Annotated in this window: 20 protein-coding genes and 1 pseudogene; 10 read left to right on the top strand and 11 right to left on the bottom strand. The window is 72.8% G+C overall.

Annotated elements, in window-relative coordinates; translation table 11 throughout:
• The first annotated feature begins 6 nt into the window (after positions 1-6).
• The 3 genes from ETAA1_RS03345 to ETAA1_RS03335 all read left to right on the top strand — a co-directional run bounded on the left by ETAA1_RS03345 (position 7) and on the right by ETAA1_RS03335 (position 4555).
• A complete protein-coding gene (locus ETAA1_RS03345) occupies positions 7-600 on the top strand; it encodes a D-glycero-alpha-D-manno-heptose-1,7-bisphosphate 7-phosphatase (protein WP_145234293.1) in 594 nt (197 codons plus the stop codon).
• Positions 601-755: 155 nt separating this feature from the next.
• On the top strand, positions 756-2012 hold the full coding sequence (lhgO, locus tag ETAA1_RS03340; RefSeq protein WP_145234291.1) for an L-2-hydroxyglutarate oxidase: 1257 nt from the start codon (positions 756-758) through the stop codon (positions 2010-2012).
• 314 nt (positions 2013-2326) lie between these two features.
• Positions 2327-4555, top strand: coding sequence for a S9 family peptidase (locus tag ETAA1_RS03335; RefSeq protein WP_145234290.1), 2229 nt, complete (start codon positions 2327-2329; stop codon positions 4553-4555).
• Between the two features lie 51 nt (positions 4556-4606).
• On the opposite strand, the gene ETAA1_RS03330 is transcribed toward ETAA1_RS03335, so the two are convergent.
• A complete protein-coding gene (locus tag ETAA1_RS03330; protein WP_145234288.1) occupies positions 4607-5758 on the bottom strand; it encodes a M24 family metallopeptidase in 1152 nt (383 codons plus the stop codon).
• Positions 5759-5998: 240 nt separating this feature from the next.
• On the opposite strand from ETAA1_RS03330, the gene ETAA1_RS03325 reads away from it, so the two are divergent.
• Positions 5999-6424 carry a PH domain-containing protein gene (locus ETAA1_RS03325; protein ID WP_145234286.1) on the top strand — a complete coding sequence of 142 codons (426 nt, stop codon included), beginning with the start codon at positions 5999-6001 and terminating at the stop codon, positions 6422-6424.
• On the opposite strand, the gene ETAA1_RS03320 is transcribed toward ETAA1_RS03325, so the two are convergent.
• From ETAA1_RS03320 to ETAA1_RS03305, 4 genes are all read right to left on the bottom strand, one after another.
• Complete coding sequence (locus tag ETAA1_RS03320) at positions 6393-7295, bottom strand: hypothetical protein (protein ID WP_145234284.1); 903 nt, start codon at positions 7293-7295, stop codon at positions 6393-6395. The two genes, ETAA1_RS03325 and ETAA1_RS03320, sit on opposite strands and share 32 nt — an antisense overlap.
• A 4-nt stretch (positions 7296-7299) precedes the next feature.
• Positions 7300-8187: a DUF58 domain-containing protein gene (locus tag ETAA1_RS03315; RefSeq protein ID WP_145234282.1), complete on the bottom strand. Its 888-nt coding sequence runs from the start codon at positions 8185-8187 to the stop codon at positions 7300-7302.
• Between the two features lie 66 nt (positions 8188-8253).
• Positions 8254-10095, bottom strand: a complete 1842-nt coding sequence (locus tag ETAA1_RS03310; RefSeq protein WP_145234280.1) for a patatin-like phospholipase family protein — start codon at positions 10093-10095, stop codon at positions 8254-8256.
• Positions 10085-11080 carry a lipoprotein N-acyltransferase Lnb domain-containing protein gene (locus ETAA1_RS03305; RefSeq protein ID WP_145234278.1) on the bottom strand — a complete coding sequence of 332 codons (996 nt, stop codon included), beginning with the start codon at positions 11078-11080 and terminating at the stop codon, positions 10085-10087. Before ETAA1_RS03305 ends, ETAA1_RS03310 begins: the two co-directional genes overlap by 11 nt.
• 241 nt (positions 11081-11321) lie before the next feature.
• Between ETAA1_RS03305 and ETAA1_RS03300 the strand changes: the two genes are divergently transcribed.
• The gene (locus ETAA1_RS03300) at positions 11322-12416 is read left to right on the top strand and encodes a hypothetical protein (RefSeq protein ID WP_145234276.1); all 1095 of its coding nucleotides are present in this window, start codon (positions 11322-11324) and stop codon (positions 12414-12416) included.
• Between the two features lie 23 nt (positions 12417-12439).
• Here ETAA1_RS03300 and ETAA1_RS03295 read toward each other — a convergent pair whose 3' ends face one another.
• The gene (locus ETAA1_RS03295) at positions 12440-13264 is read right to left on the bottom strand and encodes a TIGR03067 domain-containing protein (RefSeq protein ID WP_145234274.1); all 825 of its coding nucleotides are present in this window, start codon (positions 13262-13264) and stop codon (positions 12440-12442) included.
• A 95-nt stretch (positions 13265-13359) separates the two neighbouring features.
• Entirely contained in the window at positions 13360-14676 is a 1317-nt protein-coding gene (locus ETAA1_RS03290) for a patatin-like phospholipase family protein (RefSeq protein WP_202920631.1), read from the bottom strand.
• Positions 14677-14819: 143 nt separating this feature from the next.
• Here ETAA1_RS03290 and ETAA1_RS03285 point away from each other — a divergent pair, with 143 nt between their 5' ends.
• The 3 genes from ETAA1_RS03285 to ETAA1_RS03275 all read left to right on the top strand — a co-directional run bounded on the left by ETAA1_RS03285 (position 14820) and on the right by ETAA1_RS03275 (position 18157).
• Entirely contained in the window at positions 14820-16400 is a 1581-nt protein-coding gene (locus ETAA1_RS03285) for a sigma-54 interaction domain-containing protein (protein ID WP_238389362.1), read from the top strand.
• A gap of 165 nt (positions 16401-16565) precedes the next feature.
• Positions 16566-17633 (top strand): DUF1559 domain-containing protein, encoded by a 1068-nt coding sequence (locus tag ETAA1_RS03280; RefSeq protein ID WP_145234270.1) that lies wholly within the window; start codon positions 16566-16568, stop codon positions 17631-17633.
• A gap of 101 nt (positions 17634-17734) precedes the next feature.
• Entirely contained in the window at positions 17735-18157 is a 423-nt protein-coding gene (locus tag ETAA1_RS03275; RefSeq protein WP_145234269.1) for a hypothetical protein, read from the top strand.
• Between the two features lie 9 nt (positions 18158-18166).
• On the opposite strand, the gene ETAA1_RS03270 is transcribed toward ETAA1_RS03275, so the two are convergent.
• From ETAA1_RS03270 to ETAA1_RS03260, 4 genes and pseudogenes are all read right to left on the bottom strand, one after another.
• Complete coding sequence (locus ETAA1_RS03270; protein ID WP_145234268.1) at positions 18167-19621, bottom strand: glycoside hydrolase family 10 protein; 1455 nt, start codon at positions 19619-19621, stop codon at positions 18167-18169.
• Positions 19622-19661: 40 nt separating this feature from the next.
• Positions 19662-20579 carry an N-acetylglucosamine kinase gene (locus ETAA1_RS33740; RefSeq protein WP_390621246.1) on the bottom strand — a complete coding sequence of 306 codons (918 nt, stop codon included), beginning with the start codon at positions 20577-20579 and terminating at the stop codon, positions 19662-19664.
• Positions 20580-20624: 45 nt separating this feature from the next.
• Positions 20625-21506, bottom strand: a pseudogene (murQ, locus tag ETAA1_RS33735) (N-acetylmuramic acid 6-phosphate etherase); the annotation flags it as partial.
• A 154-nt stretch (positions 21507-21660) separates the two neighbouring features.
• Positions 21661-23145: a sodium:solute symporter family transporter gene (locus ETAA1_RS03260; protein WP_145234266.1), complete on the bottom strand. Its 1485-nt coding sequence runs from the start codon at positions 23143-23145 to the stop codon at positions 21661-21663.
• A 132-nt stretch (positions 23146-23277) separates the two neighbouring features.
• Between ETAA1_RS03260 and ETAA1_RS03255 the strand changes: the two genes are divergently transcribed.
• Both ETAA1_RS03255 and accC read left to right on the top strand, forming a co-directional pair.
• A complete protein-coding gene (locus ETAA1_RS03255) occupies positions 23278-23772 on the top strand; it encodes an acetyl-CoA carboxylase biotin carboxyl carrier protein (RefSeq protein ID WP_238389361.1) in 495 nt (164 codons plus the stop codon).
• 108 nt (positions 23773-23880) lie between these two features.
• Complete coding sequence (gene accC, locus ETAA1_RS03250) at positions 23881-25233, top strand: acetyl-CoA carboxylase biotin carboxylase subunit (protein WP_145244555.1); 1353 nt, start codon at positions 23881-23883, stop codon at positions 25231-25233.
• Positions 25234-25284 lie beyond the last annotated feature (51 nt).

Here is a 25284-nt window from a genome sequence, read left to right as displayed (position 1 = left end):
GCGGCCATGAACCTCCGACCCGCCGTCTTCCTCGACCGCGACGGCGTCCTCATCGAGGACGCCCACTACGTCGGCTGCACGTCCCGCGTGCGGCTGATCCCCGGCGCCGCCGAGGCCGTCGCGGCGCTGAACCGCGCCGGCCGGGCGGTCGTGGTCGTCACCAACCAGGCCGGCGTGGCGAAGGGGATGTTCACCGAGGCCGCGGTCGAGGCCGTCCACGCCTTCCTCGCCGAGCAGATCGCCGGCTACGGCGCCCGCATCGACGCCTTCTACTACTGCCCGCACCACCCCGACGGCGAAGTGGCCGCGTACCGCACCCGGTGCGAGTGTCGCAAGCCGGGGGCGGGGATGCTCCGCGCCGCGGCCGCCGACCTGGGCCTCGACCCCACGCAATCCTGGATGGTCGGCGACCGCGAGACGGACCTGGCGGCCGGCGCCGCGGTCGGCTGTCGCACGGTGCTGGTGCGCACCGGCTATGGGGCCGGCGTGGACGCCACCGCCCTCGACCGCGACGGGCTGAACCTGGAGCTCGTGGCGACCGACCTGGCCGACGCGGTGGCCAAGCTCGGCCTCGGCGCTGCGGCCCGCCGCGCGGCGTAGGAAGCAGACCAAGACCGGATTGCCACAAAAAGGGCACGAAAAGACACAAAAGGAAGACAGAGCCGAGATCAAACTCTGTCTTGGATTTGGTTTCTTTTTGTGTCTTTTCGTGCCTTTTTGTGGCAATCCGGTCTTCATTCTTCGGAGCGATTCGCGTGGAACGGACGGACGTACTCGTGGTCGGCGGCGGCATCGTCGGGCTCGCCACCGGGATGGCGCTGGCCGAGGAGGCCGGGCTCGCCGTCACCGTGGTCGAGACCGAGGCCGAGGTCGCGCGCCACCAGACAGGGCACAACAGCGGCGTCATCCACAGCGGCCTGTACTACAAGCCCGGCTCGGCGAAGGCCCGCAACTGCGCCGACGGCCGCGAGCGGATGTACCGCTTCTGCGCCGACAACGGCGTCCCCCACGACCGCTGCGGCAAGCTCGTCGTCGCCACCAGCGAATCGGAGCTGCCGGCGCTCGCGGAGTTGGAGCGGCGCGGCACCGCGAACGGGCTCGTCGGGCTGAAGCGGCTGAGCGTCGCCGAGATGCGCGAGGTCGAGCCGCACGTCGCCGGGGTCGCCGGGCTGCGCGTCAGCGAGACGGGCATCGTCAACTACACCGCGGTGTCGAAGGTGTACGCCGCGAAGATCGCCGCCGCAGGCGGCACGGTCCGCACCGGCACGAAGTTCCTGGGCTGCAAGCGCGAATCGGACGGCCTCGTGGTCGAGACGACGGCCGGCACGATCGGCGCGAAGCTGCTGGTGAACTGCGGCGGGCTCCACTCGGACCGCGTGGCGAAGGCGTGCGGCGTGGACCCCGGCGTGCGGATCATCCCGTTCCGCGGCGAGTACTACGAGCTGACGCCGCAAGCCGCCGGGCTGTGCAAGCACCTCATCTACCCGGTGCCGGACGCGCGGCTGCCGTTCCTCGGCGTCCACTACACGCGGATGATCGGCGGCGGCGTCGAGTGCGGGCCGAACGCCGTGCTGGCGTTCAAGCGCGAGGGGTACCGGCTGCGCGACGTGAGCGTGCGCGACCTGCTGGAGTACGCCCGCGACCCGGCGTTCTGGAAGATGGCGAAGGCGTTCTGGTGGACGGGCCTCGGCGAGATGTACCGCTCGGCGAGCAGGCGGGCGTTCTGGCACGCGCTGCGGAAGCTGATCCCCGCGGTGAAGTTCGGCGACCTGGTGCCGGCGGGCGCCGGCGTGCGGGCGCAGGCGGTGCGGCCGGACGGGAAGCTGGAGGACGACTTCTTCATCCGCCGGGCGGAGCGGATGGTTCATGTGCTGAACGCGCCTTCACCCGCGGCGACGGCGTCGATCAGCATCGGCCGGTCGGTGGCGAACCTGGCGCTGGCGGAGTTGGGCCGCGCGCCGCTGCGGGAGGCGCCGCCGCCGTCTTTTTTCGGCGCGACCCGGGCGGCGTGACCGACCCGGGCCGTCGCGGATAATGCGTGCCGATCACAGCCGCGGCGCGGACAACGAACGGCGCGAAACCCGAAGCGTCACCAGATCGTAGTGACACCGCGAACGCCGCCCGGGGTTCCCACCCCGGGCTAAGCACGGCCGCCCCTCCGGGGCTCAAGCCCCGAGCCAACAGCCCACTGACGTGGGCCGCTCGGCGCCCCCGAGTCCGATTCTGCGGCCCGCCCGACCCGCAAATCCGCCCCCACCCGCGCCAGCGCCCTTGTCGCGCACCGCCTCCCGCGGCACGCTGGACTCCGCACCCCCGGAGCCCGCCGATGTGCCGCGCGCTGCTCGTCGTCCTCCTCGCCGCCGCGCCCGCCGCGGCCCAGCCCGACAAGCTCACCCTCGACCGCGTCTTCGCGTCCGACGACTTCCGCGGCGACGCCCCGCCGTCGATCCACTGGCTCGACGGCGGCGCCTACACCACCACCCGCCCCGCCAAGACCCACAAGGGCGCCCGCGACATCGTGCGCGTGGACGCCGCCGGCGCCGAAGAAGTCCTCGTCCCCGCCGCGAAGCTCATCCCGCCCGGGAAGACGGAGCCGCTGGCGATCCACGGCTACGAGTTCGCCCCCGGCCTCGACCTCGTCGTCGTCTACACGAACTCCGCCCGCGTGTGGCGGCGCAACACCCGCGGCGACTACTGGACGTACCGCCGCTCCACGGGCCAACTCGCCAAGCTCGGCGGCGACGCCGCGCCGGCCACGCTGATGTTCGCCAAGCCGTCGCCCGACGGCACGCGCGTCGGCTACGTCCGCGGCAACGACCTGTACGTCGAACCCGCCGCCGGCGGCGCCGCGGTGCGGCTCACCGCCGGCGGCTCCGAGCACGTCATCAACGGCACCTTCGACTGGGTGTACGAGGAGGAGTTCGCCTGCCGCGACGGCTGGCGCTGGAGCCCGGACGGCAAGGCGGTCGCGTTCTGGCAGCTCGACACCCGCGGCATGAAGACCTTCACCATCCCCGACGGCACCGACGGCACGTACCCGAAGCTCAAGACGTTCGCCTACCCGCGGACCGGCGAGCGGAACGCGCTCTGCCGCGTCGGCGTGGTCCCCGCGGTCGGCGGCCCGCCGCGCTGGCTCGACATCCCCGGCGACACCCGCACCGACTACTACGTGCCGCGGGTGGAGTGGGCCGGCAACTCCACGGAACTCGTGGTGCAGCGCGTCAACCGCCTTCAGAACGCCGTCGACGTGATGCTCGCCGACGCCGCCACGGGGAAGGTGCGGACGGTGCTGACGGAGCGCGACGGGGCGTGGCTCGACGTGCAAGACGAGCCGATCGAGTGGATCGGCAAGGGGGCCGCGTTCACGTGGATTAGCGAGCGCGACGGCTGGCGGCACCTGTACGTTGCGGCGCGCGACGGCTCGTTCTTCCGCCGCGTCACCGGCGGGAACTTCGACGTGATCCGCGTCGTTCACGTGGACGAGGCCGCCGGCACCGTGGACTTCCTGGCGTCGCCCGAGAACGCGACGCAGCAGTACCTCTACCGCACGGCGATCGACGGCAGCGGCACCCCGAAGCGGCTCACGCCGGACCGCCCCGGCTGGCACGACTACGACATCGCCCCCGGCGGCAAGGTCGCGGTTCACACGCACTCGGCGTTCGGCCTGCCGCCGCGCACGGAGCTGGTGTCGCTCCCCGACCACAAGACCGTCCGCGTGCTCGCCGCGAACGACAAGCTGCGCGAGACCGTGGCGAAGCTGGCGCGGGCGCCGGCCGAGTTCGTCCGCGCCGACGTCGGCGGCGGGGTGCGGCTCGACGGCTGGCTGATGCCGCCGGCGGGGTTCGACCCGGCGAAGAAGTACCCGGTCGTGTTCCACGTCTACGGCGAGCCGGCGGGCCAGTCGGCGACCGACCGGTGGGGTGGCCGCAACTACCTGTGGCACCTCATGCTCACCCAGCAGGGCTACGCGGTGGCGTGCTTCGACAACCGCGGCACGCCGTGCCCGCGCGGCCGCGACTGGCGGAAGGCGGCGTACCGCAAGGTCGGCACGCTGGCGTCCGCCGACCAGGCCGCGGCCGCGCGCGACCTGCTGAAGCAGCGGCCGTACCTGGACGCGAGTCGCGTGGGCGTGTGGGGCTGGAGTGGCGGCGGGTCGATGACGCTGAACCAGCTGTTCCGCCACCCGGACGTGTACCACACCGGCATGGCCGTGGCCCCGGTGCCGGACATGCGGCTGTACGACACCATCTACCAGGAGCGGTACATGGGCCTGCCGGCGGACAACGCCGCCGACTACAAGCACGGCTCGCCGATCACGCACGCCGCGGGGCTGAAGGGGAACCTGCTGCTCGTCCACGGCACGGGGGACGACAACTGCCACTACCAGGGGGTGGAACTGCTGGCGGACCGACTGATCGAGCTGAACAAGCCGTTCACGCTGATGCCGTACCCGGGGCGGAGTCACTCGATCAACGAGGGGGCGAACACGTCGCGCCACCTGTACGCGCTGCTGACGCGCTACCTGACGGCGCACCTGCCGGCGGGGCCGCGGTAAACACGGTAGGCCGGGGCTCGCGCCCCGGCCTACCGTGTTTACCGCACCGCCTTACGCGGTCGGCGGGGCCGGCTCCAGCTCGCGCGACAGCGTCGTCAGCCTCTGGCAGCCGTCGCGGGTGATCAGGAAGTCGTCCTCGATCCGCACGCCGCCCCAGCCGGGGATGTACACGCCCGGCTCCAGCGTCACCACCATGCCGGCTTCCAGCACGTCGTCCGAGTTGGACCGGATGCGCGGCGCCTCGTGAATCTCCAGGCCGATGCCGTGGCCGAGGCCGTGCGTGAAGTAGTCGCCGTACCCGGCGGCGGCCAGCACCTTGCGGGCGGCCGCGTCCACGGCCTTCGCCGCGGCGCCGTGCCGCAGCTGCGCGATCGCCGCGTCCTGCGCGGCCAGCACCGTCATATACACCTTGTCCAGGTTGTGCGCCGTCCGCTCGGCCTTGTTGCGGCGCGTCAGGAGCGTGCCGTAGGGGTTGCGAATCACCCGCGTGATGTCGGCCTTGTACGTCAGGTCGGCGCCCCAGTCCACGAGCAGCTTGCTCCCCTCCGACAGCGGGCGGGCCGTCGGCACGGCGTGCGGCAGCGCCCCGCGCTCGCCCACGGCCACGATCGGCGGGAACGACGAGCACCTGGCCCCGCACCGGCGGACGTAGTGCTCGAGCGCGTCCACCATCTCCTTCTCGGTGTCCGTCTCGGCGATCGTGGCCACGAACATCTTGAACGCCCGCTCGGCGACCCGGATGGCGTCCTTGATCTTCTCCACCTCGCCGGGGTCCTTCGACGCGCGGAGCGCCTCGATGGCGCCGTTGACCGGCACGAACTCGGCCTTCGGGGCCAGGGCGCGGAAGGCGTCCAGTTCGGCGATCGTCATCCGGGCGGCCTCGACGGCCACGGCCTTCGCCCCCGCCTTCGTCAGAACCGCGGCGGCGGCCTGCGGGGTGCTGGCGTCGTGCCCGCGGACGTGGAGGTCGAGCCCGCCGTCCTTGCCGAGTTCGGGGCACTCGTCCTTGACCTGCTCCTCGGTGCGGGTGTCGGTGACGACGACGGCGTGCTTGGCGCCGAGCACGAGGTAGGCGCCGTCGCCGGTGTACCCGGTGAGGTACGTCACGTTCGCCGGGTGGGTGACGAGGACCGAGTCGGCCGGCTGGCCGCCGGTCTTTAACGCGCGGAGCAAGGCCTGACGGCGGAGGGCAAGGTAGTTCATGACGTGCCCCTTTGGGGGTGGGTGATAGAACGAGACAGTCGGGTTCGTGCGGCCGTTAAACGCTTTGTAGGTTACGCGCCGGTCGGTGGCCGGCCGACCCGGGCGAATTTTGGTCCGCCGCGATTCGGGTTCGCGCCCGGTGAAGAGTATCGGACCGGCGAGGAATCACCGGGAGGCGTCATGCGGCCGGGGCGGAATCTCGAGGACCGGGCGTGGCGCGGCTACCACCCCCGAGCCGCCGTGCCCGCGCTGGCCGCGGCCGTCGTCGCCAGTGCCGCGCTGGTGATCGGCCGCGTCCTGCTCGCCGGCCACCATCCCGACCAGCCGACGCCGCTGGCCTTCTACGGGTCCGTCCTGGCCGTGTGGCCGCTCGCCCTCGGCCGGGCGGCTTATCGGGTAGTAGTACGGACGTACCGGCTCACGGACAGGGCGATTCTCGTTGATTGGGGTCCGTTCGTCTGTCCGGAGTCGCCGGTGTGGCTGTCGAACCTCCGCGCCGTCCGCTCCGGCGCGGGCTGGCTGGGGCGTCGGCTCGGCGTCGGCTGGGTGGAACTGAGCGAGACCTCGGGCCGCGTGCTGCGGCTGACCGGCGTCCGCGACCCGGCCGGGTTCGCCGCTGCAATTCAGGCGCTGGTCACGGCCGGACCTGCGCCTCCGCCGCCGTGACCCAGCTGCGGGCCGGCCCGATCAGGTCGGCGGCCGGCGCCTCGGCGGCGAACTTGGCCCGGTCGCACGCCGCGAGAATGTCGGCGAGGGCGGCCACGACGTCGGCCGGGAAGTGCTCGGGCCACGGGGCGGCGGCGAGTTCGGCGGTGGTCAGGTGCAACGCCGGCACGCCGAACCGCCGGGCCGCGTACTCGCGCAGCGCCGCCGCGACGCGCTCGGCGGCCGGGCCGGGCGGCGCGGCGGCGGCGCGGTCGAGTTCGGCCCACGCCCGCACGACCGGCGGCGGGGCCGGCGGCTTCGCCCGCCACTTCCGCACCAGCCCCGCGACGATTCCCGCCGCGAACACCGCCCCGAGCACGCCCGCCAGCACCCACCCGACCGGCCCGGGCGGCGGCGGCGTGACCGGCGGCAAGTCCTCGATGCCGCGCACCTCGACGCCCTCGAGCGTCGGCGGCGTGCCGCTGGCCTTCACCACGACGGCAACGGTCGGGAAGGTGGTGTCGAAGGCGGCGCCGCCGGCGCGGACCTTCACCGGGTCGAAGCCGACCGGCACGGAGTCGCCGGGGACGAACGGCGACAGGCGGTACGTGCGCGACCAGCGCTCGCGGCCGCCGTCGAGGGGGGTGACGGCGGGCGGGCCGGGCTGGTCGATCTTCCAGACGCGGCGGCTGGCGTCGTCGAGCAACTCGTCGGCCTTCTCGGGCAGCTCGACGCGGAGCGGGGCCGGCCCCTCGACGGTGACGGTGAGGCGGGCGGTGTCGGCGAGCCAGAGGGCGTCGGGGGCGACGGCCGCCTGCGGCACGACGCCGGCCGGCTGCGCCGCGAGGAGGAGCGGGAGGAGCAGGAGGGGCAGGCCGGCGGGCCGCGGCATCACGTCAGTGCCCCCCGCGGCGGCGGCGGTCGCGGGCGCGGAAGAAGCCCAGGAGCGCGTCGAAGTGCCGGCCGTCGGTGCCGGCCTCGATCACGTCGGCCCCGGCCCCGCGGGCGAGCTTCAGGAACGCCGCGTCCCGCGCCGCCGCCCGCGCCGCGAACCCCTCCCGGAACCGCCGGCTGCCCGTGTCGATCACCAGTTGCTCGCGCGTCTCGGCGTCTTCGAGCCGCACCAGCCCCGCCGCCGGCCAGGTGCGTTCGCGCGGGTCGGACGTGCGCACCGCCACGAGGTCGTGCTTGCGGGCGGTGCGGCGGAAGGCGCGCTCGTACCCGCCGCCGAGGAAGTCGCTCAGCAGGAACACCACCGCCCGCCGCCGCTGCACCTTGTTGAGGAAGTCGAGCGCCGCGGCCAGGTCGGTCCCCTTGTGCTCGGGCTCGAACGCCAGGATGTCGCGGAGCAGCCGGAGGACGTGCCGCGGCCCCTTGTCCGGCCGCACGAACCGCTCGACCTGCGTGCTGAAGGCGACGAGCCCGACGCGGTCGTTGTTCCCGGCCGCGGCCAGCGACAGCAGCGCCGCCAGCTCGGCGGCGGCGGCGCGCTTGGTGGTCGGCCCGGTGCCGAACCGCTGGCTCCCCGACACGTCCACGACCAGCAGCAGCGTCAGCTCGCGCTCCTCGACGAACCGCTTGATGAACGGCTGGCCGGTGCGGGCGGTGACGTTCCAGTCGATGGCACGGACGTCGTCGCCGGGCTGATACGCCCGCACCTCCTCGAACGACAGGCCGGCGCCCTTGAACGCGGAGCGGTACTCGCCGCCGAGGACGGTCTGGACGGCGCGCCGCGCCCGCAGGTGGAGTCGTCGGACCTGTCGGAGCACGTCGGCCGGGAGCATGTCGCACCGGGTTCGGACCGCGGGGCCGGTGCGACTATGGTAGCGGGCCGGGCGGCGGGGGCCGCGTCAGCCGGCCGGCGGGAACAGCTGGGGGTCGAGGCGGGTCAGCAGCTGGCGGATCCGCGGCACCTGTTCGAGCGCGGCGGCCTCGCCGATCGCGGCCATCTCCGTCGCCCGGGTGAACGCCGTCAGCTCGAACCCGGTCACGTCCGGCTCAATCACCACGTCGGCCGGCTGCACCCCGATAGCGTTCAGGCTGTGGTTCTGGACCAGCAGGCTGCGGAGGATCGTCTTCACGGCCGACGGCTTCCGCGCCGCAGCGGCCGGGCGGTCCGGGGTGATGTCGCCGAACGCCTTTTCCATCTTGGCCGTCACGCTCACCGCGATCACGAGGTTGCACCCGGCCGCGACCAGCACGTCGGCGGGGATGTTGTTCACCAGCCCGCCGTCGATGAGGGCCTGGCCGTTCCGCAGGATCGGGACCGACAGGACGGGCAGGTTGATACTCTCCAGGATCGCGTGGACGGCGTCCCCGTGGTCGCGGACGACCGAGTTCCCGCCCACCAGGTCCACCGTCACCGACAGGCACGGCACGGCCAGCTGCTCCAGCGTCCAGTCGTGGAGGTAGGGGCGGAGCATCGGGTCGAAGTGCCCGCGGCGGTACTTGTAGAGGAGGTACCACTGGTCGCCGGCGGGGAGCCGGCGGAACAGCCACGACGGCCGCAGGTCGGCGGCGAAGCTGGCGGCGTTGTGGTCCGGGTCGATGCCGGAGGCGTACATGATGCCGGTCATCGCCCCGGCGCTGGTGCCGGCGATCATGTCCACCACGATGCCGCTCTGTTCCAGCGCCTTGAGCACCCCGAGGTGGGTCATGCCGCGGGCCGCCCCGCCGCCGAGGGCCACCCCGATGCGGACCCCGCGGAGGTCGTGGACGAGCCGCTCCAGCCCGCCCGCCGCGGCCCGCCCCCAGGGGAGTTGAAGGGCCGGGCCGACGAGGGTGAAGGTGCGCCGCACCACCTCGGCGAGCCCGGGCACGGCCGGGGCCACCGGCGGGGCGGCGTCCAGCAGCCACGCGATGCACACCTTGTCCCGCCACCCGCGGGCCGGCACCCCCAGCGCTCGGAGCCGGGCGACCGCCGCCGCGCCGGCGGCCGCCGGGACGAAGTACACCAGCCGGTCCGCCATCTCGAACAGCCGCGTCACACGCTCCGACGGCTGGTCCAGCCGGAGGTCGAACACGATCCGGTTGACGTCCTTCCACTCGACCGTCTGCCGGCGGATCTCCTCCGGCTCCAGCATCCGGCCGTCTTCGACCATCGACCGGAACCGAATCCCCGCCACCCCCCGCCACTCGTCCGAGTCGCTGAACACCCCGAGCGTCTCGCCGATCCCCCGGAGGCGGTCCACCAGCCGGCGGGCGGCCGCCGCGGTCGCCGGGGAGTCGTGGACGAGCCCGAGCATCATCGGGGCCTTCGAGCGGGTGCTCCCGAAGAGTTGGTTGCGTAGGGTCCCGGCGTACGTCTTCAGCCACAACTGGCGCAGGTCCGGGTGGCGAAGGGTGAGTTCCATCGCCGTTTCGTAGTCCACCTCCAGTACCGTGGCCGGCTCGAGCGCGAACACCCGGACCGGGACCGGCTCGGCCAGCACCCCGAGCATCATCCCGTACTGCTCGCCGCGGTTGAACACCCGCAACAGCGACTCCCGCCCCGCCGCGTCCACCTTCACCGACTTGAGCCGGCCCCGCAGGATGAACCCGACCGTCACCAACGGGTCGTCCGGCTGGTGGACCACGTCGCCGGCCGCGAACGTCCGCACCCGGGCGGCGGCGAGCACGTCGGCCATCGCCTCCTCGGAGATCCCGCGGAAGTACTCGTGGATCCTCACCAGGGCGAGGATGTCAGTGTCCATGACGGCGCCTTTCGAGCTCGCGGCGGAGGTGGTCCCCGAACCCGGCCTCGGGGGTGACGTTGGTGACGTCGGTGAGGTACGCGGCCCGGCGGAGGTCGGCGAACGGCACGCCGCGGTCGAGCCGCCCGTCCGCGTACAGGGCCTCGTCCAGCCGGCCGTTGGCGATCACCCGCCAGTCGAGCCGCCACCGGCTGTTCGGGAGCCGGTAGTACGTGGTGGTGCAGTTCGCGCACACCCCATGATACCACCGCGGCCGGGCGTGGATGCGGTTGACCATCCCGACGTAGTCCAGGAACGCCGTCCGCACCTCGTCGGGGGTGGTGGTGAGCCGGTACAGGTGGGCCGCCTGCCGCGGCTCGAACTTCGTCCGGCGCAGGATCACGTCCCGCTCGTCCGCGGCGACGACGATCATCTCCTGTTGCCGAAACAGGCTGCGGACGACCGAGTAGTCCTGCCCCCGCCGGTACCGCACCTCGATCGAGAAGCACAGCCGGCCGTCCGGGCCGCAGTCGAACACCATGACCGGGTGGCTCATCCACGGCGAGCCCCAGTTGAAGAACACGATGTCCACGCCTCGCAGGTTGGCGAGGCGGTACGTGCGCGTCTCGTACCGGGCGTCGAAGTCGGTCGGCGAGCGGTACTCGAAGTTGCGGACGTGCTCGACCGTGACCGTGTCGCCGTCGCGCACCGCCCGCGGCAGCACGGCCACGGCCGGGTCCCAGTCGCGGTCGTGCCGCGGCCGCTGCCCGAACCACCACACCAGGAACACCGCGACCACCCCGAGCAGGGCGGCGACCGGCTGCCAGAGCGGCTGCCACACGAGGACCGCGACGACGACCGCGACGACCCATGCGGCCGCGACCGCGCGGCCCCACCGCGCCCCGCCGCACACGTCGTAGTAGACCGCCCCGGCCGTCCAGAGGGTGACCCCGGCGGCGGCCGCGAGCATGAGGGCGGAACCGACCCACTCCGGGAAGAGGCCCATCGCACGACTCCCAGGCGGCGATCTGGTCGGCCGGTCGTGCCGGTCATCCTCATTATCATCAACCTCGAACCCCCGGTAGCGGGAGGCCACCCGGCCGGTGCCGGGCGAAAGCCCGGCCGGGGCGGCAGCGCCCCCGGCACATTTCCGCTCATCCGAACAACTCGCCCAATCCGATTACTGACGACAACCGACCCCTCCCGCCCCGAACGCGGCGCGGGGTTGCCGGTCCCACGGGGTCCGCATGCCGCCGCGAGCGCCCGTCCCGGTCCTCCTCGCGGCCGCGCTCCTCGCCGGGGGCGGCGGGTGCAAGCACATCGGCCCGCGGACGGTCGTCGCCGACCGGGCGGCGTACAACGAGGCGGTCGCCGTGTCGTGGAAGGAGCAGACGCTCCTGAACGTGGTCAAGCTGCGGTACGCCGACACCCCGTTCTTCCTGGACGTCCCGCAGATCACCAGCGGGTACACCCTCCAGGGCCAGGCCGTGGCCACCGGGGCGATCAGCCCGCCGACCAACCCGGCGGCCACGTTCGCCCAGCAGCTCGGGGCGGGGCTGAACTTCCAGGGCGCCTACCAGGACCGCCCGACGATCTCCTACCAGCCCCAGACCGGCTCGCAGTTCATCCGGAACATCACGTCCCCAATCAACCCGGGGTCGGTCCTGTTCCTGCTCCAGTCGGGGTACCCGGCCGACCTGGTGTTCGACCTGACGGTGGAGTCGATCAACGGGGTCCGCAACCGGTCCGTGTCCGGCGGCCAGCTCCGGCCGGCCGACCCCGCGTTCACCCAGATGACGCGGGCGATGCGCAAGGCCCAGATCTCGGGGCACGCCGGCATCCGGGTCGAGCAAGACAAGGACAAGAAGGACGCCGTCAGCTTCTTCTTCCGGGACGAGAACATCGACCCCGAACTCGCCGCCGAGCTGACCGACGTGCGCCGGTCGCTCCGGTTGGACCCCGGGCGGAAGGACTTCCGGGTGACGTTCGGGGCGACGGCGGAGCGGCCGAACGAGATCGCCATCCTGTCCCGGTCCGTCCTCCGCATCCTGTCGGAGCTGGGCACGTGCGTGGACGTGCCGGTCGAGCACCAGGCGGCCGGGATCGCCCCCGCGGTCGGCGACCCGGGCGGCGACCGCGGCACCCCGCGGTTCCACGTCCGCAGCAGCCGGACGCGGCCGTGCGACCCGTTCGTCGCCGTGTGCTACGAGGGGTACTGGTTCTGGGTCGAGAAGACCGACTTCGAGTCGAAGCGGACCCTGGCCTACCTGCTGGTCCTGCTGGCGCTGTCGGACACCGGGGCGCGGGAGAGCCTGCCGGTCATCACCATTCAGGCGAACTGACCGGCCCGGGCCGCGCCGGCCGGTCAGCGGAGCTTCCACTCGATCCGCCGCTCGCCGGTCTGGTTGTTGACGTAGATCACCTCGCCGGCGGCGACCGACACCACCCGGTAGGACATGACCTGCCCGACCTGCGCCCGCTCCGGGGCGGCCGTGGTCGTCATCACCACGACCCCGTCGCGCACCTGCCACGTCCCGCTCGTGCGCTCCTCGCTGTCGAAGAGTTTTTTGAAGCCCTTCTTCCAGGTCAGGAGGGTGGCGAACGACCCGTCCGAGTTGAGCGTCAGGCGGACGATCCGGTCGTCGGACTGGTGGCCCCAGGTGCCGACGAGGGCGGCCCGGATGTCCGCGTCGGTCGTCTTCGCGGGGGCCGGCGGCGCGGGCTGCGGCGGGCCGAGGACGGCCGGGGCGGCGGCCTTGCGAAACGTCATCAGCACGTCACCGCGGCCGGTGGGGGACGCGAACGTGGTCGGCCGGGGGTCGGTGTCCGCGCCGGGCACGCAGATCAGCAGATTGTCGCCGTCACGCTGGTAAATGCCCTTCCCGCCGACCGCCGTCGCCCCGGCCAGGTCGATCGTCCGCGGGCTGGCCTTCGGGTCGGTCACGAACGCCACCACCCGGGCCGCCCCGTTGGGGCGCGTGAACTGCATCACGTTGCCGCTGAACGTCACCCGGCCGTCCTTGATGGTCGTCTGCTTCACCGTGTCAACCGACATCAGCTTGCCGCCCTCGATCACGCTCACCAGTTCCCAGGTGCCGTCGAGGTTGTCGGGGGCGGCCGGCTGGCGGCTGTGACCGGGGACGGCGCCGGCGAGCAGGAGCGAACCGACGGCGAGCGCGGAGCGGAGCATGCGTGTGTCACCCGTGAGATTGGGAAGGTGGGCGGATTTTGGTCTGAATCCGCCCACCGACGCAACCCCGACTGGTGGCCCCGGCCGGGGCCGCGTCACTTCATCAGCACGCCGGGCGGGGCGGGGATCGCAAGCGGGCCGGGGGCGAGCACGCCGGGCGGCCCCGGCACCGTCGGCACCGACCCGCCAAGCGGCGGCAGGGCGGTCAGGGCGGTGCCGGACCGGGTGAGCGGCGACTCCCGCGGGCCGAGCCCCGGCGGGGCGAGCCGCCACGCCTCGCCGGTCCGCGCCAGCCGGTAGCCCTCGTCGAACATCCGCGTCATCGGCCCGCGCTCGAACTCGGCCGACGACTTCGGGGCGTCGAAGTCCTCCGGGATGGCGGTCAGCCGGTAGTTCATCCCGGTGAGGGTGCAGAGGGTGAAGATGCGCTGGAGGTCGCCGCGGGTCTGGGCGTAGATGACGGCCCCGACGCTGCCCCCGGCGATCGCCAGCGCCCGCGGCTTGATCGGCTCCGGGTCGGCGTACAGCTTCCCGGCCACCACGCACCACACGGTCGTGCCGGCCAGCGGCGCGGCCGCGGCCGGGCCGGCGTCCGGGAGCGGCGGGCGGAAGAAGATGGCCTGCGACACCCCGCCGTCGCCGTGCTTCTCGACGAACGGCCGGCCGTCCACCGTCACCGCGATCTTGCTCGGCGGAAAGAATCCGGGGATGGCCGACGACCCGAGGAGGATGCGCTTGATCAGGTCCGTGGCCCCGTGGTCGGCGCGGCAGGCGATCGCCCCGATGTCCCACACCACGAACCGCTTCCCCTCGAGCTCGGTGGTGCCGACGTACAGCCGCCGCCCCTTGCGGTGCTCCTCCGCGATCTCGGCGACGAGGCCCGGCGTGATCACCTCGTCCAGCTTCTTGGCGAGCGGGCGGGTGTCCGCCAGCGACTCGCTCAGCAGCCCGCGGACGACCCGGGTGACGTAGATGTCGCGGGTGCGGATGTCGGTGTAGAACCGCCGCACGTCGGCGTCGTACTTCGGGCCGAGGAAGGCGAGCGGGGCGATCAGCGACCCGGTGCTGATCCCGGTCACCACGTCGAACTCGGGCCGCGTACCGGCGTCGGTCCACCCGCACAGGACGCCGGCGGAGTACGCCCCGAACGACCCGCCGCCGGACAGGCAGAGGACGTGCCGCGGCGGCCGGCCGGGGTCGGCCGTCGCGGCGAGCCGCGTCCGAACGTCCGCGGCCACGCGGGTCAGGTCGCCCGACTGGAGGGCCGCGTCGGCCTCGGCCTGGGCCGGCGGGTCGATCACGTCGCGGGCGTTGAGCCCGGCCCGGGTCGGGGTGGGCGGGCCGAGCCGGTCGCGCACGGTCCCGCACCCGACCGCCGACAGGACAAGGAGCAGGAGGGCGAGACGTGGCATGTCCGGTTCCGGCACTCTGGGCGCCCCGCGGCGATTCGGTACGTCCGGTATCATCGGCACAACCGGGGGGGCGGGGTGAACGGCATTCGGGCGGGCGGGGCCCGTACAATCCCACGAACCGCCACCCCGCATCGGGAAGCCCCATGCCCCGCCCCGCCGGTCTCGTCCGGTCGCCGGCCGACCAGCGGCCCGCGGCGCTGCTCGCCGTCGCCCAGGCGGTCGCCGCCCACGCCGACCTGCTCCACCTCCTCCGCGACCTCGCCGCCGCCCTCGGCGGGCACCTCCCCCGCGGGTACGTCAGCTTCGCCCTCGCCGACCCCGACACCCGCGCCGGCCGCCTCCAGTTCCTCGAACCGGTCGGCGGCGCCCCGCCCCCCGCCGCCGCCGACACGCCCACCGAACTCCCCGCCGGCGAGTCGCCCACCGCCGTCGTGTGGGACTCGCAGGAACCCCTCTGGCTCGACGCGTCGACGCTCGACGGCCGGTTCCCCGTGCTCCGCGCCGCGTTCGCCCGGCAGGGGGTGAAGGCGGCGTGCTTCGTCCCGCTCACCACGCCGCGGCGGCGCCTCGGGGCGATGGGCTTCGCCAGCTTCGAGCCCGTCGCCGCCGCCCCCGGCGACGCGGACTTCCCGGTCCAGGTCGGCCGGCTCGTCGCGCTCGCCGTCGAGGGGGCGCTGACGCGGCAAGAGTTGCAGCGCGCCAACGCCCGCCTCGCGGCCGAGAAGCGCTACCTCGAAGAGGAAATCCGCACCGAGCGCCGCACCGACGAGATCGTCGGCGGCGGCGCGGCGATGAAGCACGTCATGGAGCAGGTGGGGGTCGTGGCGCCGACCGATTCCACGGTGCTCGTCACCGGCGAGACGGGGACCGGCAAGGAACTCATCGCCCGCGCCGTGCACCGGCTCAGCGGCCGCCGCGACCGCACGTTCGTGAAGGTGAACTGCGCCGCCATCCCCACCGGGCTGCTGGAGAGCGAGCTGTTCGGCCACGAGAAGGGCGCCTTCACCGGGGCCGTCGAGCGGCGCGTCGGGCGGTTCGAGCTGGCCGACGGCGGCACGCTCTTCCTCGACGAGGTGGGCGACATCCCGCCGGAGTTGCAGCCGAAGCTGCTGCGGGTGCTGCAGGAGCGCGAGTTCGAGCGGCTCGGGAGCGGCAAGACGATCCGCGTGAACGTGCGGCTCGTGGCGGCGACGCACCGCAACCTGTCGAAGCTGGTCGGCGAGGGGAAGTTCCGCGCCGACCTGTTCTACCGGCTCCACGTGTTCCCGGTTCACCTGCCGCCGCTGCGCGACCGGCCCGGCGACATCGCGGAGCTGGTGCGGCACTTCGTGGGGGTGTTCGCCCGCCGCCTCGGCCGCAGCTACGACCCGCTCCCCGACGCCGCGCTGGCGGCGCTGCAGGCGTACCCGTGGCCGGGGAACGTGCGCGAGTTGCAGCACCTCATCGAGCGGGCCGTCATTCTGTCGGCCGGGCCGGAGCTGCGGGTGCCGCTCGGGGAGCTGGCGGTGGAACCAACCGCCGCGCCGGCCGCGGCGCCGGCGCCGCCACGGTCGCCGACGCTGCGCGAGGCCGAGCGGGCGCTGATCGAGCGAACGTTGGCCGAATGCGGCGGTGTCGTCGGCGGGCCGAAGGGCGCGGCGGCGCGGCTCGGCATGAAGCGGACGACGCTCATCTCGCGGATGCGGAAACTCGGGGTCGGTGTCGATCCGCCGACGCCGCCGTGACACCCGTGTCGAATCAGTGACACCCCGTTGACACTGCCCGGACGCGGCTCGCGGCGTTGCGGCCCGTGTGCCGCAGTCTCACTCATCGCGATCTCACTTTGGTACGCGTTGTGCGTCGGCACCCCGCACGCGTTCTCGTCCTTCCTCATTCCGGCGAGGTGCCCCGTGTCGCGCCGACGTGCCGCCGCCCGGTCCGCGTTCACGCTGATCGAGCTGCTGGTGGTGATCGCGATCATCGCCATCCTGATCGGGCTGCTGCTCCCCGCGGTCCAGAAGGTCCGCGAGGCCGCCGCCCGGGCCAAGTGCAGCAACAACCTGAAGCAGTTCGGGCTGGCCGCGCACAACTACGAGAGTACCAACGGCACGCTGCCGCCGACCCAGCACACGACGGTGATCGGCGGCAACACGCGGTCGAGCGGGGCGCCGCTCCAGGCGCTGCTGCTGCCGTACTTCGAGCAGGCGAGCAAGTACAACCAGTTCGACATGAACTACAACGTGAACAGCGACGCCCCGATCGACGCGTCGATCCCGGCCAAGACCGGTGCGAACGCCGCCGCCCGCACGGGCGACGTGCCGGTGTTCCTGTGCCCGTCGGACCCGTCGAGCCAGACGTACAACGGGGCCGGGCGGCAGAACTACTTCGGCTCGCTCGGCGCGTACGCCCACTACCGCGGCGGAAGCGGCACCCGCGACGGCATCTTCTCGGTCCCGTACCCGGCCAACGGCCAGACCATGCGCGGGTTCTCGGTGCTGTCGATCGCCGACGGGTCGAGCAACACGGTGATGTTCGCCGAGGTGATGCGGTCGCGCGACACCAACTCGACTACCGGGTCGGGCCTCCGGGACAACATCACCGTCATCATCAACAGCGGGAACACCGGGTACAACGAGACCGACGGCACGACGATTTCGATGTGCGTCGACGGGAGCAACTGGAGCAGCTCGATCAAGTACGTCGGGCACCAGTACTACCGGAACCTGCCGTCGAACTTCGTGTTCACCCACACCCTCCCCGTGAACTGGAACCGGCTCGTGCCGGGCGGCACCCAGCACTACAGCTGCGGGAACTCGGCGTTCACGTCGATGCACATCGCCGCCAGCAGCTACCACACCGGCGGGGTGAACGCCTGCCTCGGCGACGGGAGCGTCCGGTTCGTCCGCGACTCGATCCCCATCCAGACGTGGCGGGCGATGGGCACCCGAGCCGGCGGCGAGCCGCTCTCGGAGAACTGACCCCCGCCCCGCCCCGCTCCGCCACCCGCCCGACCCCGCCGCCGGCCCCCTGCCGGCGGCGGGGTCGGCCGTTTCCCCCCGACCCACACCCGGAGCTTCCCGTGACCCGTACCCGCTTCGCACCCTGGTTCGTTGCGCTCGCCGTCGGCCTCGCCGGCTGCACCTCCGACAACCGACCCGCGGGCGACGGCAACCCGACCCGCGCCGACGAACTCCGCGAGGTCGGCGGGATCGCCGCCGCCCACGCCGCGAAGGGGAAGAAGGCCGCCCCGACCGCCGCCGAACTGGCCGCGTACGAGGCGACGTTCCCGGTCGGGGTGCGGGCGCTGAAGGCCGGCGACGTGACCGCCGTGTGGGGCGTGAAGCCCGCCGAGGAGGGCGCCGTCGCCGCCGGGCAGGCGGCCGGCGGGGTGCTGGCGTACGAGAAGAAGGCCGAGACCGAGGGCGGGAGCGTCCTGCTCCAGGACGGGACGGTAAAGACGATGACGGCCGACGAGTTCCGCGCCGCGCCGAAGGCGAAGTAACCCCCCGCCCTACCGCCGCGGCGCCTCGACCGCCGGGCTCAGCCGCCCGGCCTGGTCTTGAACGCTGACGAGCACCCGCCCCACCCGTCGCGGCAGCGTGGCACCCGGGCCGCCGGCTGTGACCGTCGTCGTCCAACCGCCGGCCGTCTCCTGCCGCACGATCACGAACCGCGCCGGCGGGTCGGACGTCACCGTCATGTTCCCCCCGGCCACGACCACCCGCGGCGCCGCCAGCGGCTCCTTCGGCGCGGCCCACGGCGTCTCCGGCACCAGCGCCGGCTCGGCGTACACGCGCTTCAGCTCGTCCGCGACGCCGCCGGTGTTCTTCATCAGCGCCTTCATGCTGAAGTGGACGGCGCCGTTCGCGCCGGTCTTCCGCGTCAGCCCGATCTGCTCGGCGACCTCGGTCGCCGGCCAGCCCTTGTCGGCGCCCGTCACGCGGCTGGTGTACAGCCCCGGCCACAGGTGCCGCTTCTTCGTGTTCTCGGCCGCCCACCAGTCGAGCAGCCTGGGGAAGCTCTGCTTCTGCTGGGCGATCGGCCAGTACAGCTGCGGCGTCCAGTAGTCCACCCAGCCCTCGTTGAGCCACAGCCTGGCGTCGGCGTACAGCTCGGCGTACTGGTCGAGCCCGGCAATGCCGGCGGGGTGGCCCGGCCGCCAGATGCCGAACGGGCTGATGCCGACCTGCACCGTCGGCTTCGCCGTCTTGACGCCGTCGTACATGCGGCGCACGAACGCGTTCACCGCGTCGCGCCGCCAGTCGTCGCGGGCCAGCTTGCCGCCGGCCTTCTGGTACGCGGCCCAGGTGTCGTCGTCCGGAAAGGGGATGACCTTCCCCGCGGCGTCCTTCTCCTTGTACGGGTAGAAGTAGTCGTCGATGTGGACGCCATCGACGTCGTAGCGCTTCACCACGTCGAGGATGACGTCGAGCGAGCGCTTCTGCACCTCGGGGTTTGTCGGGTTCATCCAGTGGTGCTTGCCGTAGGCGGGCGCCAGGTCGGGTCGGGCCTTCGTCACGTGTGTCGGCGGGGCGACGGATTTGGCGGTCGGGTGACGCGCCCGGTACGGGTTGAACCAGGCGTGGAGTTCGAGCCCGCGGGCGTGCGCCTCCTGCACCGCGAGCGCGAGCGGGTCGTAGCCGGGATCGGTGCCGAGTTGGCCGGTCAGGTACTCGGACCACGGCTCCAGCTCCGAACGGTACAGGCTGTCGGCCATCGGCCGGACCTGGAAGATCACCGCGTTCAGCTTCAGCTCGGCGGCCTTGTCGAGAATGGCAATCAGTTCCGCCTTCTGCTGCGCGGCGGGGAGGCCGGGTTTGGTCGGCCAGTCGATGTTGCCGACGGTGGCGACCCAGACACCGCGGAACTCGCGCTTCAGCGGCGGCGGCAGCGGCGCGTTCTGAGTCGCGGCTGCGGGTAGCGCGAGCAACACGGCAACCGCTGCCGCGGAGACGAGGCGTGGCATGTGTGAGCTCGGTGTGCAACGCCGCAAGCGGCGTGGGAAGTTAAGCGGTCGCTCGGAGCGCCAGCGCGAGTCGAACGGCACCTTCGGCCGGTTCGCGCACCACGGCGACCGGCGCCGGCGTTACGCCCTGTTCCGCGAGGGCCGCCAGGAAGCGCTCGCGGTAGTCGGCGCGCGACTCGAACAACCCGCCGGCCAGCGCGACCGGGAACGCCGCGCCGTAGCCCAGCTGTCGGGCCGCCGCCACCGCCGCCGCCGCCAGTTCGGCCACGGCCGCGGTCGCGAGCTCCGCCGCAACGGGGCAACGTTCGGCGGCGTCGAGCACGAGCGGCGCCAGGGCCGCGAGCGCCGGCCGGTCGCAGCCGCGGTACACGACGCCGACCAGCTCCTCGGGCCGCGTCAGCCCGAACGCCGACAGGAGCTTGTCGGTCAGCACCGTGCGTGGGCCGCGGCCGTCGGCGGCGCGGGCGGCGGCCCGTAACCCCGCGAGCGCCAGGGCGTAGCCGCTCCCCTCGTCGCCGAGGAGGTAGCCCCACCCGCCGGCGCGGGCGGTGCGGCCGTCGGCGGCGCGGGCGTAGGCCATCGAGCCGGTGCCCGCCACCACCGCCACGCCCCAGCCGTCGGGCGTGCCCGCGGCGAGCAGCAGAGCCGCGTCCTCGATCACGTCCACGGCGGGCGCCAGGTGAACCTTCGCGGCCCACTCGCGGATGACCTCGCGGTCCTCGGCGCGGCCGGCGCCGGCGAGGCCCAGCACCGCGGCGCGCACGGCCTTCCGCGGCCGACCGGCGGACGCGAACGCGGCGTCGGCGGCCGCGTCCAGCGCCGCGAGCGCCGCGGGGGTGCCGACCGCCTGCCGGTTGCTCGGGCCGGCCTCGCCGCGGCCCAGGAGCTTCCAGCCACTGCCGTTTCGGCTCGCGAGCAGGGCCACGGTGCGGGTGCCGCCGCCGTCGAAGCCGAGCACCAGTTCCTCGGTGCCGTTCGCGTGTACGCCGTTCTTGCCATTCACGGCGACGGCCGCGCGCACCCACCCGCCGACGGCGGAGAGGCGGGCGCGGGCTCCGTCCGGCGACAGCCCCGCGAGCTGGGCCACGAGGGCCGTCTTGAGCTCGCCGTCGCAGCGCGTCAGCAGTGCGGCGGCGGCGTCCGGGTCGAGGCCGGTCGCCTCGCGGACGATGCGGTTGGTGCGGTAGCGGAGCTTGGCGTTGGTCGCCCGCAGGTCCACCATCAGGTTGCCGAACGTCTTGCCGAGCCGCACCATCACCCCGGTGCTGAGCATGTTCAGCACCAGCTTCGTCGCCGTGCCGGCCTTCAGCCGCGTGCTGCCGCTGAGCACCTCCGGCCCGACCACCGGCGTGATCGCCAGATCGACCCTCGGGATTAGCTCCGAGTCCGGGTTGCACGACAGGCCGACGGTGAACGCCCCGAGCTTGCGGGCGTACTCGACCGCGCCCAGCACGTACGGCGTGCGGCCGCTGGTGGCGATGCCGACGAGCACGTCGGCGGCGGAGAGCTGCACCGCGGTCAGGTCCGTCGCGGCGGCCTCGGGATGATCCTCGGCGCCTTCCACGGCGCGGGTCAGCGCCGTGTGGCCGCCGGCGATGACGCCGACGACGAGGCCCGGCGGGGCGTTGAACGTGGGCGGGCACTCGCTGGCGTCCAGCACGCCGAGCCGGCCCGACGTGCCGGCGCCGACGTACACCAGCCGCCCGCCGGCCTTCATCCGCTCGGCCACGACCTCGACGGCGCGGGCGATGGCGGCGGCCTGCGACTCCACGGCCGCAACGGCTTTCGCGTCCTCGGCGGCCATGAGGCGCACGAACTGGTAGGCCGAGAGCTCGTCGAGCCCGGCCGACGCGGGGTTGCGGGCTTCGGTCTGGAGGTGGTCCATAGGCGGAGAGCAACCGGGGGCGTCGGTTCCCGGCATGGTAGCGTGTTGGTCCGAATGCCGCCACGGGGAAGCAACCGACGTGCCGCCTCGGGGAAGGATGCAGGATGGAGGATGAAGGGCGGATGAATCCCGGGGCGAGGCCGTCACGGGTTCGTCATTCCGCCGTCACCCATTCCAACCCGAGCGCCACGAGCACCGTCGTCCCCGCGCCGAGCGGCGCGAACCACGGCCACGCCAGCACCGGCGGCCCCCACACCGACGGCAGCCACGCGGCCAGCACTGCGGCGAACCCGCACAGCATCCCGACCAGCGCCGCACCCGACCGCGGCGGCTTCTTCAGGCTCCCCAACAGGAACAGCCCCAGCAGCAGCCCCGTCGTGAAGCCCGCCACCGCCAGCACCCGCTCGACGACGCTCTTGTCCTCGTTCAGCCGGTACGCCGCGAACGCCACAGCCATTTGGGCCACGCCCCACACCGCCGTCAGCAGCCGCGACAGAAGCACGTTCTCGCGCTCCGACCGGTTCGGCCGCAGCGGCCGCACGAAGTCCGTCACCACCGCGTTCGCCGAGCTGTTCAGCGACGACGACAGCGTGCTCATCGCCGCCGCTAGAACCGCCGCCACCAGCACCCCGGCCACGCCCGTCGGCAGCCGCGTCACGATGAACAGGCCGAACACCTCGTCCGGCCGCCGCCCCACCGCCTCCGGGAACAGGTCGGCCCGCATCAGGACGAACAGCCCGACGCCGACCAACAGGAAGAGGAGGAACTGCACCAGCACGGTGAAGCCGCTCAGCACCAGCGCCAGCCGGGCCTGGCCCAGCGAGCGGGCGCACAGGTAGCGCTGCACCATCAGCTGGTCGGCGCCGTGGCTCGCCATCGAAAACACGGCCCCGCCGATGACGCCGGCCCAGATGTTGAAGGCCACCGTGCGGTCGAACGCGGGCTCGATCAGCTTGAACTTGCCCGCCGCGGCGCCGGCGCTCACGAACTCGTCCCACCCGCCCGGCAGCAGCTTCAGCACGAAGACGCCGGCCAGCGCCGCCCCGGCCACCTTCACCACGAATTGAATCAGGTCGGTCCAGATCACCGCCTTCATGCCGCCGAGGTACGTGTACACCACCGTCACCACGCCGACCGTCACGATCGCCGGCCCCACGCCCCATTCCACGCCGATGAACCGGCCCAGATCGACGTATTGCAGCAGCAGCGCCGTGAGGTACAGGCGCAGGCCGTCGGCGACGGTGCGGGTGACGAGGAACAGGCCGCTCGCCACGCGCTGCACGCCGGGGCCGAAGCGCTGCTTGAGTACCTCGTAGGCGCTGAACAGGTCGCCGCTCATGTACTGCGGCAGCAGTAGCCACGCCACCAGCACCCGGCCGACGACGTAGCCGAACGCCAGTTGCAGGAACGTCAGGTCGCCGCCGTCCGGCTTGAACGCCAGCCCCGGCACGCTCAGAAAGGTGACGGCGCTCGTCTCCGTCGCCACGATCGACACCAGCACGAGCACCCAGCCCACGTCGCGGTCGCCGACGAAGTAGGTGCGCAGGTCTTTCTGCGCCGTCGTGAACCAGACGCCGAAGAGCGTCATGCCGACGAGGTACGCGGCGACGACGGCGAGGTCGGGAGGGGCGAGGGTCATGGGTGACGGGCCGAAGGCAAATTGCGGGCCAGGCTCGTTCTACGACCCGGCCCCTTCACCTCTGCACCCCCGCACCTAAAACACTCCCTCTCACCCCCGGCCCTCCGGGGGGTCGCCTGACGAGGGTCCGCTGTGGCCGACGACAAACGGGACGCCCCCCGGCCGTTCGACGTGAAGACCGTCGAATACTTGCTCAAGCTGATGTCGGAACACGAGCTCAGCGAGATCGACCTGAAGGAAGCCGACCAGCGCATCCGCCTCCGCAAGGGCGGCGACGCGCCGGTGATGGTCGCGGCGCCGGTCCACGCCGCCCACGCGCCGGCCCCCGCCCCGGCGGCTCACGCCCCCGCGAGCCCGCCGCCGCACGCCGCCCCCGCCGCCAAGAAGGGGCTGGAGATCAAGTCGGAGCTGATCGGCACGTTCTACACCCGCCCGGCGCCGGACAAGCCGGAGTTCGTGAAGGTCGGCAGCCGGGTCACCCCGGACACCACCGTCTGCATCGTCATGGCCATGAAGGTGAACAACGAGATCAAGGCCGGCGTCAGCGGCACCGTCACCGAGGTCGTCGCCAAGAACGAGGACTTCGTGGACTTCAACACCGTCCTGTTCCGGGTGGACCCGGGGTGAGGGCGGCGAGCGGCCCGCGTGAGCGGGCTGTTCCTCCCCGCCACCATGCGCCTCCGCAACAGCCCGCTCACGCGGGCCGCTCGCCGGCCCCCCGAGGACGCCCCCTTCATGTTCCGCAAAGTGCTCGTCGCCAACCGGGGTGAGATCGCCCTCCGCGTGATCCGCGCCTGCCGCGACCTCGGGGTCGAGGTCGCCGTCGTCTACTCCGAGGCCGACAAGGACGCCCCCTACCTCAAGCTCGCCGACCAGGCGGTGTGCATCGGCCCGGCCGTCGCCACCGAGAGCTACCTGAAGATGCCGCGCATCATCGCCGCGGCCGAGGGCGTGGACGCCGACGCCATCCACCCCGGGTTCGGCTTCCTCAGCGAGAACAGCCGGTTCGCGCAGATGTGCCGCGAGAACGGCTTCGAGTTCATCGGCCCGTCCGCCGAGGCCATGAACAAGCTCGGCGACAAGGCCCGCTCGAAGGAAGTGGCCAAGGCCGCGAACGTGCCGACGGTGCCCGGCAGCGACGGGCTCGTCGAGTCCGAGAAGGAGGCGCTCGACTTCGCCCGCAAGGTCGGCTACCCGGTCCTCATCAAGGCGTCGGCCGGCGGCGGCGGCAAGGGGATGCGGCAGGCGTGGGACGACGACGGCCTCGTGAAGGGGCTGTCGGCCGCCCGCACCGAGGCCGAGGCGGCGTTCAAGGACGGCAGCGTCTTCCTGGAGAAGTACCTGGACCGCCCGCGGCACGTCGAGGTGCAGTTGCTCGGCGACAAGCACGGCAACGTCGTCCACCTGTTCGAGCGCGACTGCACGCTGCAGCGCCGCCACCAGAAGCTGGTCGAGGAGTCGCCGGCGCCGAACCTGCCGGACAAGGTCCGCATCGCCATGTGCGAGTCGGCGGTGCGGCTGGCGAAGGCCGCCGGGTACTACTCGGCCGGCACCTGCGAGTTCCTCGTGGACCGCGACCACAAGTTCTACTTCATCGAGGTGAACGCCCGCATCCAGGTCGAGCACCCGGTCACGGAGCTCGTCACCGGCGTGGACCTGATCCGCGAGCAGATCCGCGTCGCGGCCGGCGAGAAGCTGCCGTTCGAGCAGAAGGACATCGTGCACCGCGGGGCGGCGATCGAGGTGCGGGTGAACGCCGAGAACGTGGACAAGGACTTCCAGCCGAGCCCCGGCGTGGTGACGACGTGGCGGCCGCCGGGCGGCCCCGGCGTGCGGCTCGACACGCACGTGGTGACCGGCTACCGGGTGCCGCCGAACTACGACTCGATGGTGGCGAAGCTGCTGGTGTACCAGCCGACGCGGGCCGAGGCGTTCGCGGTGATGCGGCGGGCGCTGCGGGAGTTCGTGGTGGAGGGGATCCACACGACGCTGCCGATCCACCGCCGCATCTTCGAGTGCCCCGAGTTCATCGCCGGCGAGGTGGACACGACGTTCATCGAGCGCGAGTTCCTGAAGCGCGGCAAGTAGCGGGGTTGACCGGCCGCGCGCCGCGGTGATACGCTCCCGGGCCGCCCGCCG

The organism is Urbifossiella limnaea (genome assembly GCF_007747215.1).
GTDB lineage: Bacteria > Planctomycetota > Planctomycetia > Gemmatales > Gemmataceae > Urbifossiella > Urbifossiella limnaea.
Note: the sequence above shows the minus strand (reverse complement) of the source record. Positions and strands in the feature narration are given on the sequence as shown.

Coding starts and splice junctions, on each gene's coding strand:
- ETAA1_RS03285 (WP_238389362.1), top strand. CDS start 14,820: ATGCCCCGCCCCGCCGGTCTCGTCCGGTCGCCGGCCGACCAGCGGCCC.
- ETAA1_RS03290 (WP_202920631.1), bottom strand. CDS start 14,676: ATGCCACGTCTCGCCCTCCTGCTCCTTGTCCTGTCGGCGGTCGGGTGC.
- ETAA1_RS03315 (WP_145234282.1), bottom strand. CDS start 8,187: ATGCTCCCGGCCGACGTGCTCCGACAGGTCCGACGACTCCACCTGCGG.
- ETAA1_RS03345 (WP_145234293.1), top strand. CDS start 7: ATGAACCTCCGACCCGCCGTCTTCCTCGACCGCGACGGCGTCCTCATC.
- ETAA1_RS03295 (WP_145234274.1), bottom strand. CDS start 13,264: ATGCTCCGCTCCGCGCTCGCCGTCGGTTCGCTCCTGCTCGCCGGCGCC.
- ETAA1_RS03320 (WP_145234284.1), bottom strand. CDS start 7,295: ATGCCGCGGCCCGCCGGCCTGCCCCTCCTGCTCCTCCCGCTCCTCCTC.
- ETAA1_RS03310 (WP_145234280.1), bottom strand. CDS start 10,095: ATGGACACTGACATCCTCGCCCTGGTGAGGATCCACGAGTACTTCCGC.
- ETAA1_RS03300 (WP_145234276.1), top strand. CDS start 11,322: ATGCCGCCGCGAGCGCCCGTCCCGGTCCTCCTCGCGGCCGCGCTCCTC.
- ETAA1_RS03260 (WP_145234266.1), bottom strand. CDS start 23,145: ATGACCCTCGCCCCTCCCGACCTCGCCGTCGTCGCCGCGTACCTCGTC.
- accC (WP_145244555.1), top strand. CDS start 23,881: ATGTTCCGCAAAGTGCTCGTCGCCAACCGGGGTGAGATCGCCCTCCGC.
- ETAA1_RS03330 (WP_145234288.1), bottom strand. CDS start 5,758: ATGAACTACCTTGCCCTCCGCCGTCAGGCCTTGCTCCGCGCGTTAAAG.
- ETAA1_RS03335 (WP_145234290.1), top strand. CDS start 2,327: ATGTGCCGCGCGCTGCTCGTCGTCCTCCTCGCCGCCGCGCCCGCCGCG.
- ETAA1_RS03305 (WP_145234278.1), bottom strand. CDS start 11,080: ATGGGCCTCTTCCCGGAGTGGGTCGGTTCCGCCCTCATGCTCGCGGCC.
- ETAA1_RS03270 (WP_145234268.1), bottom strand. CDS start 19,621: ATGCCACGCCTCGTCTCCGCGGCAGCGGTTGCCGTGTTGCTCGCGCTA.